Origin of the sequence: Rhodanobacter aciditrophus, assembly GCF_050026795.1 — a bacterium.
Classification (GTDB): Bacteria; Pseudomonadota; Gammaproteobacteria; order Xanthomonadales; family Rhodanobacteraceae; genus Rhodanobacter_A.
This window is the reverse complement of record NZ_JALBWP010000009.1, coordinates 336,903-348,742: the sequence shown is the minus strand read 5'-3', so window position 1 is coordinate 348,742 and position 11,840 is coordinate 336,903. Positions and strand designations below refer to the sequence as shown.

Here is an 11,840-nt window from a genome sequence, read left to right as displayed (position 1 = left end):
GCTTACGCACTTAGCAATGACGCTTCCAAACCTATCTTCTACGCGAGGAAAGCCATGGGTGCGGTGAAGCGTTTGAACTTCTGGTCGAACTCCCGCTTTGCTTCCAATAGTTCCAGAAGCGCTTTATCGACCGCCGCAAACTGCTTTGCCATCTTCTTCTGCGCCGTCAGGTCAAAACTCCCATCCTCGCGAACAGGAATTTTCACCGCGAATTTCTTCATGTTCGTTAGCGAAGCGCGGAAAGAGCGGTCGAAAGACTCGATCACCGCCTGATGCCGCAGCGCATAGAGAAGGAATTCCGCAGATATATTTCTGCTCTTAAGACGCAACGCGCCACAATGGTCCGTGATAGAAAATTTATAACCCTCAAGCTTCAAGGCAAAATCAAAGTTTCCGTCGATTCCCCAGATAATGGTCGGCTCGCTGTAGCTGTCGAAACTTTTATGCACGACGTAACCGAACGGCTGCGACACGTTCGAACTGAAGACAGGAACAAGGCTCTCATCCTGAGCATCCTGCGACAAATCCTTACGAAGAACGCGCTCCCCAATCGACATGTCAAACAGCGCGGCATCGCCGAGAAGAACCTCTTTGGATGCACCGACCTGCGTATTTTTGTCGTAGAGCGCCTTGACGGCACGCAATTTTACTTGAAGGTCAAGCATGTCCTTGGTGATTTCTTCTGCAGAGACCGCCTTCATTTCCTCGGCAAGGCCAAGTTTGACCCGTTCCTCCTTGTTCCACCAGCGGTCAACCACCCAGTGATTGGGTTTCTTAAATTTATCGAAAGGCTGGATTTTGCACCGAGGGCTTTCTCGCTCCAGCATCGCCTTGGACGAGGTCTTGGAGCCCATGAATACCTTGAACAACTTCTCCATTTCGGGGAGGTCGTTCTCATCAATTGCTTCTCGCCTAACGCTGGTCAGTCGTTCGCCGATGTTCGTGACCAAATAGGTGAACACGGGTGCGGTTTGCCTTATCCAATGGCCATCCACGGGCTCGGGCTTCCGCGTCAGAGCCAAGATATAGGTTAACTCAGCGTTCGAGAAGAACGTGCGTGGCGGAAGCGCAACAATCCCATCCAGGAAACAACGCTCGAGCATGAACTCGCGCAACTTGTCACCTTTGGCTCGACCAAGAATACCGTCCGGTATGACCACAAAGGCCCTGCCGCCCGCTTTGAGCGAATTAACAATCCATTCCATTGAAAGGCCTTCCAAGCCAAGGGCGTTAATCTTGTATGCCTCCTTGGTCTCGGCTTTACTCTGCAACTCTTCCTTGATGATGCTTGAACCACTGGTCACATAAGGCGGATTGCTCAGAATCACATCATACTTCTCACTCTCATCCTTGATGATGTGCCCGAACGTCCCGAGGTTATCCTTGAACAGACGAAACGTTGAATTGAACAAATCGGCGAATGATTGCGTGCATTGTGGATGCGCAAAGAGAATCTCTGCGATATAGATGAGCATATTGGCTTTGGCCAGGATGATCGTGCGCTCATCGTCACGCTCAAAACCCTTGTCAAATCCATGCAAGGTAAAGTTTGGCTCTATTTTGCCGGATTCCTTGGGCTTGAGGGCATTTTGCATCCCCTCATTGATGTTGAGGAGTTCCAGCGGAAAGCCACCCACGCCGCAAAATGGGTCGCAAAATCGCTTGCCAGCGAACGAGTAGCCAGGGTCGTCGAACGCGCCCATTCTAAGCACAGATTGCACGATGGCACGCGGGGTGAAGTATTGCCCCATCGCTTCAACTTCTTGGTTCAAGAAGCTCTCATACAGCTTTGTCTTGAACTGCTTATCGATTTTCGTAAGGCTCCCGAACTCGTCGCCGTAACGATTTAGATGCTCTAGAGAACGCGCAAACAGTTTCGCCTGCGTCAGATTTGGAGCGCCGGTCTCGGTGACAAAGATAGTGCCATTGATGATGGTGGTCTCGTCGGTCTTTGATTTCGGAAACAGCTTCAATATCTCGCGCCGTGTGTTACGAGCGTAGAACTCGAGCGCCTTTTCCTCACTCACCTTTGAGCGCTCATAGACCTTCGCAAAGGCATAGTCAGCGTCCAGAACCTTCAGGTCACTCAAGAACTTGAAGATGAAAAGCTCAACGACGTTGTAAAGACACTTTACAGGCGATTTCCCAGTAGCCACCCAAATGGTCTGCCATAGCCGACTGGCGAGAGGCGTAGGGTCAATTACAGTCGTGCTGGCCAGCTTGCTGTTCTTTTTGTCGATCGAAGAACGGATTTGATCAAGAATAAATTCAAGCTGATTGACGTTTCCGATGTTCTGCGGATGGAACACGGCTGCCAATTCATTGCCTGACCGGTCTTGGATGCGTTCGGCACGCTGCGCGTTAACCCAAATGGTCTTCGAACCATCTGTCACAATAAGCACGTTGCACAGCGCTTTCGCAACATCAATTTCTTGCTCAATAGCCTTGCGGATTTGGTCAGCAGTCCTCAGCGTTGAAGGCTGCTTGTATTCAATGACCGCAATGACTCGTCCGAGATGAGTCAGGATTCCGTCCGGCTTCTTGGCCAAGAGTTTAGCGACGGCAGCCGTCTTCTTGATTTTTCCATGGGCGACCAACTGCCCAAGCGTCGTGGCACCGAGCTTGAAATACTCGTACTTGCCAATCGACTGCGGAGTGGTCTGGAGAAGTTCTTCGCTCACGATTTGGGATCCGGTAATGCTATGCGTCGCCTTTCCGTGCGCAGACAGTAGCTACCAGAAGGGCTCTGGGATGAGTGTAGCACCCACAAGCAGAGGTTCACCGGCGGCTGCCCGTAATACGCGTAATTCGGCCGAATCAATCAGAGCCGACCAGTTCAGTCCTTCGCTCACTTCGACTAGCTCTTGCGGTGACCATCGTGGGCAAGCGCCGCGGCAGCCCCGGGGAATTAGAGGCCCCAGAGCGGCCGCGGTGCAATCTTTTCCTGACCACCGACGCGAATCAGCGCAGTCGTTTGGCAAGGACGGCTGCATCCGGGTGGTAGTAGCGGAGCAGCATCCGTGTATCCCTGTGCCCCGTTATCTTTACCAGCTCGTGGAGCTGGAACCGCGAGGCAAGGCGGCTGGTCGCCTCGTGGCTCAGATCATGGAATCGGAGATCTCGCAGGAACGCCGGATCCGGAGTCCGGTCGTGCTCCGCGCATTCTTCCAGGTACACGGCGCGGGCGCGCTGCAGCGCCCGCTCAAAGGCCTGCGTAATACCGTCGGGATGCATCGCGAAGACAGGGCCACGCAGCGTGGGTGGCACAGTCGGCGAATCGCTCCGGCCGGCAGTGCGAGCACTCGCAGGCAACAATCCCGCCAGCACGTCCACCGCCACCGTAGACAATGCCACATCGCGCGCATTGCCGTTTTTCGTCTCTGGGAGGTGCACCACGCGGCGCCCGAGGTCGATGTTCTCCCAGTGCAGCGCGGCGATTTCGCCGCGTCGCATCGCCGTCTCAACGGCCAGCGTAATGATCGCCGGCAGCACTCGCGAACCGCTTGCCGTGACGATGCGCGCAAGCTCGTCCTCCATGCGGCCTTTGCTGCGCCCCTTGGCTGCAGACGGAAGCGCAACAACACGGCGTGTACGCGCATTGTTGGGTGCGGGCTTGCGCACCAGCTCGACCGGGTTTGAGAGGCTTTCCATGCCCCATTCCTTGCGTGCCGTGTTGAACAGGTGAGAAAGCCGTGCCAAACGGCGCAGCACGGTCGCGGGCGCCAGCCCAGCGGACAACCATGTGTCGCGCTGCTGCGCGATGTCGCCGCTGCGGATAGTGGCCATGGCGCGCTTGGACAACGGTGTCTGACGCCACAGGCCGATCACCGACTTCTCTCGCACAGCGCCTTTCGGGGCGGGCGTACTGCTGGCACCACAAGGACGACAGCCGCGAGATCGGCGGCGCAACGGTGAGTTGCGACGACATCCTCGGCATCGACCCGCCTCCGACCGGACGGGACGCCTTGTGATTGAAGCGGAAACTCCTTACGCCTCGCCCTTGTTCTGCTCTTGTGCCTGCCGACAGATTTCGTCCAACTCCCGCCGCCGAAAGTCCCCCAGCGCCGACCGGACATTTTTGCGGCCCGCCCGCGTGAGCGCCTGCTCAACGCCGAGCGCGTTGGCGTACTTTCCAGACGCCGCCAGCTTGTCGGCCTCTTTATCGATCAACTCCGTTTCTGACTTCTTCATACGCACCCACCGGATTAGGTTCGACGGGACAAGTTTCGCCTGTGTGCGCAGCACGGACAACCGCACCACCTCTTTGCAGATGTTGAAAACATCCACCCCGCCAAATCCCGCCCTTCCAGCTCTTGAACCCCACCGTGATGAGCACCATGTCAATCTGCTCGAAGGTTCACGGATTACGGCACATGACCACCTCGGAAGAGACGCAAGAAATCAGGCGGCTTGCTGTGGAGTTCTATCTCTTGCGCGATGTTGTCAAAGCGTTCGCCGTACCCAACCGTGAGCACCTGCACGATACGGTGTTCGCCGAGTTTGAGAGGTTGGGAACTGAACTCCAAACCCGAGGTGCGACCATCGGGACGCTCCCCCCTGCAAATATGTTCGACAGCCAGCGCCCCTTAGTGGTGTTGCCCAATGGTGCAGCAATCGCTCCAGAGCACAACCGGATGGACATCGAGCGCCGCGTATCCGCATTGATCGAAGCCGATCATCGTCGCTAACAGGCCACTGTTTCACCTCTGCACCTAGTGCCGCACCAGGTGCGCACCTATCCGAATCACCGGTTCGTGATACCGCAGACAGGGCACCGCGCTCCGCGCAGTGCTCCTGCGCCGATACACCGCCTCCCGCCGCTACGCGACGCTCGCCGGTAACGGCGCCCGTGTGCGGGCCTGCGGGGATTCGGCCGCCAGTGCGGCCTACTCCCCACCCGGCTACGCCGGGCGGTTCCCCTTGGCTTCCACGTTCGTCGCCGTCAAGGGCCACTACGGCCCGTGTCAGTCGGGCGCCCGTGTCGCTTCGCTCCCGCGCCATTGCGCCCTCCATCTGGGGCAGCCTGCCGCGCCTACGGCTTGCACGCTGCTCCCTCGCCGTAGGCGCCTCCCGCCGCTGCGCGTCGCTCGCCTCCAACGGCGCCGCGCCAGCCTCCGTTGCTCGCTTCGCTCGCCCTCCTTGACATCGCCGCCCGCTCCAGCCGCTTCGGTCTCCGTACCGAAGCATCCGCGGCCATCCGGCCGCAGACGCTCCGGCACTCACGACCAAGAGGCACAGCCATGACCACCACGATGCATCCCGCCAGCATGACGACTGAGCAGCGCGACCAGGCACGCCGCACGCAATTCACCGGCACCATCAACGTGGACTACTACGAGGTCACCGCGTGCCACGGTCGCACGCAAGTCACGCTGCGCCCCATCGCCGCACACCGACAGGCTACCGGCTCGATGGTGGGCGACTGCACGCCGGTGCCAGGCAAGTTCACGGGCGAGCCAATGCGCTGCAAGGTTGATGGTTCGAGCAACACCGTGCGCCTGTCGAGCTTCCAGCGTGCCAGCAAGATCGAACCACTGGCCGTGGTCGATGGCCTGCGTGTCTGGCCCGTCGACCATTGGACGGCCTACGGCTGATCAGCTCCCTCGTGGCTTGCGCGAACTGCGCAAGCCCGTTGCATAGCGCTGCCCACCTCACAGGAGCTTTCCATGAACACCATCATCGATTTCTTTTCCGGCGCCTTCGATTTCGTCCACTACTACGCACGCGAGCTGTGTCTGGCGTTGTTGGTTGCCGTGTTATTCGTCGGTGGCAACCACCTGTTACACGTGGTTATGCAGCACCAAGAAGAGCAGCGCGCCGTGATCCACGAGTTTAGTCACCCGCAATCGGAAGCCACCTACGCGCCGGCATCTAAGTCGTGCGCCTGGCTCAAGACGGATGGCACGAATACGACATGCATCCCGGGTCAATCGGCGCCTTGACCCATCCCAAAGGCCGCCAATGCAAAACCTGCGCAACGTCGCTGCATACATGTGCACACCACAACAGAAGGGGTTCACCATGAACACCGTTGCACAAGATGCTGCTTTCGCCGCCAGCTATGCGTTGAATCGTCACATCCCTGCGATGGCGAACGGCTTTACCATCGACACCGACTATGGCTCTCTGACCATCACCGCCGAGGAAGCCCGCAAGCATCCCGAATTGCGGCACGTCGTGGAGTCGATCATGCAATTCCGCCTGTACCAGGCCGAGCGACTGGGGTGGCGTGAGATCCATCTCGGCGACCCAGGCATTGCCGTCGTCCAGCACCTACACGTAGACGCGTCGCACGCTTCCACCGTCTGCGCAGTTTGCGCGCAAACTTATCGTTGCCCCGCGAGTCTGGCCCTATCCGGCGAGTGTCAGGCAGAAGCCGACGCATAGAGTCAGGCGCAGGCCGACGACCGGGGCGCGTATCTTCACCAAGGGTGTTCCGGGCCGGGACACCTTCCAGTTTAGAAGCCATCGGCTTCTGTCGGTGGCTCTTTACTTTCGGGTTGCGCCGCGGCTTCACCAAGAACAGAATCCGTGACTCCCATCGCCCATCTGAAAAAGACAATGCCGGGCGCGAAGAACCCGCGGGGAGTTTCCATGATCCCAGCCAAGGCACCTTGCAAAGCGGCTTGCAGGTTTTTACTCATCGTCAATACCTCCGTCTCTTCGACCTCTTCTTTTTACTCAACTTGCTAGCAGGAAAAACAATAGATTCCACTAAGAGCAAAGAGAGAGCGAACAAAACTAAAAACCCTGTCTTGAGCCAAGATTGAACATTCGGCGTCGTTAAGCCATAACGCTGAAAATCGTAGGCATCTCCACTCTGAGGTGCGGGCTTCATTGGGCCAAACCATGGGCTGGCAAGTTGAACGCATGAACCCAGGTCGTCTCCTACACAGAGCTGCACGCCTTGCTTGTTAATCGTTCTTAATACCAACTTTTGCCCTTTGGCAACCGATATCGCGCCTTCAATGGTGACGGTACCAGACGTCGACTGGACACTTGAGAAATTCTGTGAAAACAGGCCACCAGGGGTTGAATTTGCTGAAACAAATTCACCAATGTCACTAGACGAAATGGCAACAGTTGGTGCGAATGACTGCCAGATCAAAATTCCAGTCGGCACCAAGACCCCGAAAACCAAAGTAAAACAAAACAAAATAACGGATGCTCGCCGCATCATGATGATTTAACCCCTCCAAGCTTTTTGGTGCATGCCGGCTGGTATTTGCCGGATGTTCCGGGCTGGAACACCCGGTTTAGCTCAAGCATCCATCGATAGGCCAACGAGGTGTTCCGGCCCGGAACACCTCACACCGCTCACTGAAATCCAGTCAGTTGCAGCCAGGAAGTCTATGCACCGACTCCACAAGGCCTTCTGGCTTATCAGGCAGCGACTGGCAAAAGTCCACATCCGTCAGCTCCCCTTCCTCCCGGGGGATGAGCTGAACATGCAGACGGTTGATAGCCACCTCAAAAGCCCTTTCTTCGGAGCCGCCGAAGTAGCGCCCTAGCTCGACCAGTGCTTCACGCGCACGCGCGGTGATCCTGATTGAATCGTCGTAGGTGTTTGACATGTGAAGGCTTCTCCTACCGGGTGTTCCGATCCGGAACACCCGGCAGACCAGAGACCCATGAGGGTTGATAACTCTTATTATCATCCCTGCAAAGTTTTTCTGTCTAAATCGGATGCGCCGAAATCGGCCAAGAAAGACGCACAACAAAATGCACACATTTCAACGTATTACACTCACAAAGTGGGATTAGAATACTCCTCACCTTCATCGTGTGAGGCACTTATGAGCAAGTCCAAAGAGCTATGCACATTCATCGTGCCGATGGTCGCTACCGGACTGTTGATCTTGTGGGCTGTCGGCCTTCTTCCCACATCGTGCCTACCGAGGGCTGCTGCAATGGCAGCTGCCCTGCTTGGCATGCTGCTCATCGCGACCATGGTTTTCGATCTGATCCGTAGCTCGCATGCGCGGTCAAACTCACTCATGTGCCGCCACTGAGCAGCCTTTTAGTGAAGGGTTGACCCCGAGGGCGAACCCTTAGCCGTGTCGTCGCTAGGTGGCGGGCACCTGCCTGTTCCACGGCATGGTTTGCAGGTTTCCCGGCCGCCTGGTCTCAATGGATGGGGCCAGCCCCCTTCACCACCGCACATGGGGCATGCGTCTGTGTCTTCTTCTTGCGACATGGAGATCACCGGCTGTGGGCTGCGGACGCCTTACGCTTCCAGACCCGCAGCCGGCGCCCTAAAGCCCAGCTCCGCGGCTGCCTTGCGAGCAGCATCAAGGCCAGCCTGACGCGCCGCTGGGTCTGCCTCGCGCCGCTCCCTCTCTGCTTGCCGCCGCTTGGCTTCAGCCAGCGGCCCCACTGCCTCGCGGGCCTTGACGCGCGCCGCTATTTCCAGCGCGGCGCGCCGCCGCAATATCGACGCCCAGACCAAGCCAGGTACTGGACTCTTGCCGGTTGCCTCCACTTCGGTCACTGCATCCTGTATCTCGGCGGGCGTGGCATTGGCTTCGATTATTTCCGCTTCTGGGAGGTCGTCCAGACCCCGAGCGAGGTCTACCCAGCAGACGATGCCGCTGGGTCGCACGTGCCGAACCTTGCTCGTCGGACTCGACTTTTGCTGCTGCTGCGATTCGCCAGCAGCAGCACTAGCAGGGTCGCGCGCGCGCGATGCTGCTGCTTTTGATGTTTTTACTTCGTTTGTGCCCTTACTGCTTTTGTATGACGGCTTTCCAGCGGGCGGAAATCCAGCGGGCGGATTTTCAGGCCTTCCGTCGTCATCGAGGCGTTGGGGGGTGTCATAGACCAGCGTCACCTTCCCGGAAAAGCGACCACCTGCCCCCATCTTGGCGCGCTGCTGGATGTACCCCGCTGCGCGAAGTTCACGCAGCGCAGTGCGGATTGCATCGCGCCCCTCTTTCTCTGGCCGCTCTGCGGCCAGATCCTCCGCAGTCATCCCAAACCCCTCCGCATTGTCCAACATGCGTGATAACACTCCCGCCGCGCGGTAGCTCAAACGGGCGTCGCGAACCGTAGCTGAGGGTGTCATGAGAACATGTACGCCGGAACGGGCGCGGACATACAGTGTCGTCATGCCACGTCCCCTAGCATGCGAATGTGGAACGGCTCATAGATGGCCGCCAAGCTAGGCGGTTCAAGTTTGCCAACATATACCCCCAGCCCACGAGCACGGAAAACTTCCATGGCGCGCGGCACGCGGGGCAATGTGAGCTGCCCTGCCAATTCACACACTAGCAACCAACGCATGTGCGACTGCACAGCGCGCAGGCTTCGGCGGCACCGCCGCGCAGTCTCTTCCACCGGTAAGCTCGGCAGCAGCTCGATAGTCGCTGGTGCAGCATCCACGGCAATTCCAACTGCACGCAATTCGCCTTGGTACACCTCCGCCGCCTCCATCGCGAGCAGGGCGGCCATCGGATCTTGCTCGGCCAACGTCGGCTCGCCCAGGCCAAAAGGCAGACTGTCATCTGTGAATTCCATCGCGCGACCCGCACGGCGGTTGTCCAGCGCCTCGCGCTGGCGTCCACTGGCGATCCATCTCGTCGCACCGGTGGCGTCGCTGCCCGCCGCGCAACGCAGCCAAGCGTCGGCTACCACCGTGAGCTGGTCATCCAACCCACGGGCAAATGGCAACTGAGCCAGCGCGGCAGCCCGCGCCGCAGGCAGCAGCTCATCCAACGCACGCTGGACGGCAATGGGGTAGCTGTGGTCAGTCATGACCCACCTCCCCAGCGCGTGCAGCAGCCTGTCGTGCCTCTATTTCTGCCTTGCTCATCCGCCCACGTTGTCGGCGTGGCTCATGATCCGGCATAGGTTCAACCGAACTCAGCGAGTCAATGAAGCGGTGGATGTCCTCCCCTACCACACCGTCGGGCCACCCACTGTCTAGCCGGCGTGGTAGCCGGCGTGGCTTCTGGCCTACCTCCCCTACAAGCGCAGCAGCTCTACGAGTAGCCGCCTCAGCATTGGTTGGACGTCCACGCCTGCGACAAGGCTGCACATGAACCGTGGGCGGTTGTGGCCGAAGCGCGTCCACGAAGGCATGAATGTCGGAAACCAGCACCATCCGACGCCCCATAACCAGCACAGTGGGCAGCGGAAAGCGATGGCGGGCGATCAAAAGCCCGGCAGCCTGGTCGGGCTTGGCGGGCAGTGGTAGTGCAAGGAATTCAGGTGAGTACAGAGCTTGCGCCGGGGTGACCAGACGACGCTCTGAGGGCGCTGAAGTGGATTGCATGGTTTTGGCCTCGCTAGGCAAAACCGCCGCGCGGAACGCCAGCGCGCAAAAAAGCCGCCGCGCTCAACGCGCAGCGGCCAGAGATAGGGATCTAGAGATCTACTGGTTTACGCTGCGCTGGTCGCAGCGAAACCGGCCACCAGCGAGGTGGCGAGGCGAGGTTGGGCGGTGGCGGCAATGGCCCCGAGAGTTGCAAGCCGCTGCGCGGCGAGGCGCCGCGCCAAGTCGTCGGCCAAGGCGAGTGCAAAAGCGGCACAAGCCTCGTGCGCGCTACGCGCGCGCGCGCTCGGTGTCTGCGAGCGACGAGCGCGGGCCATCGACGGCGCGTCTAGGCCCAGTAGAGCGCATAGCCATTGGCCCATCGCGGCGAGGGCGTGGAGTCGAGTCACTGGGGGCACCCAACAAAACCCAACCACCGCTAGTGCAACCGCACCGACCAGATCGGCGACGTGCGGCAAAAACTTGGCGCAAATCACCGTCGCCAAGCACGCGACGCCGATGGCGCCAATTTCCCGGGCCGTGGAACGCAAACGCCGCCGCCAACCCTCACGCGCACGGATGCCGCACCCGAAGCTGCAAGTGCGGCCATTCTGATTTCGTTGCGCGACGCAAGCATGTCTTCATTATATTTTTCAGCGTCTCAAATGCAACAAAAATTCGCAGATATTTTCAATCTTCCGTGAAGTTTTTTTAGCACGCATTCAACGAATATGGATATTTTCAAGACAATTCGATGATGACACTCATTCAACAAGAGATGAGCGGTATCGAAGGATTGAGCACATTCAATTCCTGTTGATGTGTAACGAAAGTTGACCTGCGCATTGCGCGAGGCGGCAACCAAAGAGCACCACGTCAACTCCGCACTATGTGCCAGACCATGTAGTACATACTGCATGGCATATAGTATGTGGTATGTACTACATACTATGTACTATAAGCAGCCCTCATTATGACGGCGCCAATTTGGCGCCGGAATAATCGATTTCTTTGAGGAGCTTTGAACACGAAATGTCCATCGTGCAGGCGCAGAACTCGTACGCGACACTCGCGACATGCCCTATACCTACAAGGGCGAATCCACCCACATCCCTGACGTCACCGGTGACTTCTGCCCGAGCTGCGGGGAAGTGATCCTCGATGCGACCGAGTCAACGCGCGTCAGCATGTCGATGATGGATCGACATGTCGGCCTGTCACTGGATCGTACGAAACAGCGATTTCCCCCCCTGGCTCCCACCGGTCGCGGTTCCCATCACCGACAGGGCGCAGTCGATCCGTTTACCCACGTCACGAATGTCCGCCGCGCCGTGACCTCTGATCACCGACCCATCGTTGGCTGGGCACAATCGCCCACCTTTGGTGGGCACCCAGTTTGACCGGGCGCAAGCGCCCTCATGCGCTCCAAGTGGCTCCGCCCCTTGAAGCTCACACACCATGCACGCCTGCGGCACCAAAAGCCGAAGCAAAAGCCCGCAAACCCGCACCGCGAGGCGGTTTACCGTGGCGCCATCACCGGTGGCACTTTGCCCGGACTCCGGTGCATCACGCGGACGATCTGGCGCCA

General features: G+C 58.6%; 14 protein-coding genes. 6 read left to right on the top strand and 8 right to left on the bottom strand.

The window, feature by feature from the left end:
* Positions 1-38 precede the first annotated feature (38 nt).
* The 3 genes from ACQGNW_RS04725 to ACQGNW_RS04715 all read right to left on the bottom strand — a co-directional run bounded on the left by ACQGNW_RS04725 (position 39) and on the right by ACQGNW_RS04715 (position 4,287).
* Complete coding sequence (locus ACQGNW_RS04725) at positions 39-2,681, bottom strand: N-6 DNA methylase (protein WP_426661962.1); 2,643 nt, start codon at positions 2,679-2,681, stop codon at positions 39-41.
* A 280-nt stretch (positions 2,682-2,961) separates the two neighbouring features.
* On the bottom strand, positions 2,962-3,828 hold the full coding sequence (locus ACQGNW_RS04720) for a site-specific integrase (RefSeq protein ID WP_426661961.1): 867 nt from the start codon (positions 3,826-3,828) through the stop codon (positions 2,962-2,964).
* A gap of 159 nt (positions 3,829-3,987) precedes the next feature.
* Entirely contained in the window at positions 3,988-4,287 is a 300-nt protein-coding gene (locus tag ACQGNW_RS04715; RefSeq protein ID WP_426661960.1) for a hypothetical protein, read from the bottom strand.
* An 86-nt stretch (positions 4,288-4,373) separates the two neighbouring features.
* Between ACQGNW_RS04715 and ACQGNW_RS04710 the strand changes: the two genes are divergently transcribed.
* From ACQGNW_RS04710 to ACQGNW_RS04695, 4 genes are all read left to right on the top strand, one after another.
* Entirely contained in the window at positions 4,374-4,688 is a 315-nt protein-coding gene (locus ACQGNW_RS04710; RefSeq protein WP_426661959.1) for a hypothetical protein, read from the top strand.
* 552 nt (positions 4,689-5,240) lie between these two features.
* Positions 5,241-5,594 (top strand): hypothetical protein, encoded by a 354-nt coding sequence (locus ACQGNW_RS04705; protein WP_426661958.1) that lies wholly within the window; start codon positions 5,241-5,243, stop codon positions 5,592-5,594.
* Positions 5,595-5,666: 72 nt separating this feature from the next.
* Positions 5,667-5,942 (top strand): hypothetical protein, encoded by a 276-nt coding sequence (locus ACQGNW_RS04700; RefSeq protein ID WP_426661957.1) that lies wholly within the window; start codon positions 5,667-5,669, stop codon positions 5,940-5,942.
* 79 nt (positions 5,943-6,021) lie between these two features.
* Positions 6,022-6,387, top strand: a complete 366-nt coding sequence (locus ACQGNW_RS04695) for a hypothetical protein (protein ID WP_426661956.1) — start codon at positions 6,022-6,024, stop codon at positions 6,385-6,387.
* A gap of 71 nt (positions 6,388-6,458) precedes the next feature.
* Here the strand turns inward: ACQGNW_RS04695 and ACQGNW_RS04690 are convergent, their stop codons facing one another.
* The 5 genes from ACQGNW_RS04690 to ACQGNW_RS04670 all read right to left on the bottom strand — a co-directional run bounded on the left by ACQGNW_RS04690 (position 6,459) and on the right by ACQGNW_RS04670 (position 9,753).
* Complete coding sequence (locus tag ACQGNW_RS04690; protein WP_426661955.1) at positions 6,459-6,644, bottom strand: hypothetical protein; 186 nt, start codon at positions 6,642-6,644, stop codon at positions 6,459-6,461.
* A 2-nt stretch (positions 6,645-6,646) separates the two neighbouring features.
* Positions 6,647-7,180, bottom strand: a complete 534-nt coding sequence (locus ACQGNW_RS04685) for a hypothetical protein (RefSeq protein WP_426661954.1) — start codon at positions 7,178-7,180, stop codon at positions 6,647-6,649.
* A gap of 151 nt (positions 7,181-7,331) precedes the next feature.
* Positions 7,332-7,574, bottom strand: coding sequence for a hypothetical protein (locus ACQGNW_RS04680; RefSeq protein WP_426661953.1), 243 nt, complete (start codon positions 7,572-7,574; stop codon positions 7,332-7,334).
* Between the two features lie 653 nt (positions 7,575-8,227).
* Complete coding sequence (locus ACQGNW_RS04675; RefSeq protein WP_426661952.1) at positions 8,228-9,109, bottom strand: hypothetical protein; 882 nt, start codon at positions 9,107-9,109, stop codon at positions 8,228-8,230.
* Entirely contained in the window at positions 9,106-9,753 is a 648-nt protein-coding gene (locus ACQGNW_RS04670) for a hypothetical protein (protein WP_426661951.1), read from the bottom strand. Before ACQGNW_RS04670 ends, ACQGNW_RS04675 begins: the two co-directional genes overlap by 4 nt.
* A 969-nt stretch (positions 9,754-10,722) precedes the next feature.
* On the opposite strand from ACQGNW_RS04670, the gene ACQGNW_RS04665 reads away from it, so the two are divergent.
* Together ACQGNW_RS04665 and ACQGNW_RS04660 are read left to right on the top strand one after the other, a co-directional pair.
* The gene (locus ACQGNW_RS04665) at positions 10,723-10,956 is read left to right on the top strand and encodes a hypothetical protein (RefSeq protein WP_426661950.1); all 234 of its coding nucleotides are present in this window, start codon (positions 10,723-10,725) and stop codon (positions 10,954-10,956) included.
* A gap of 372 nt (positions 10,957-11,328) precedes the next feature.
* Positions 11,329-11,652, top strand: a complete 324-nt coding sequence (locus ACQGNW_RS04660) for a type II toxin-antitoxin system MqsA family antitoxin (RefSeq protein ID WP_426661949.1) — start codon at positions 11,329-11,331, stop codon at positions 11,650-11,652.
* Positions 11,653-11,840: the final 188 nt, after the last annotated feature.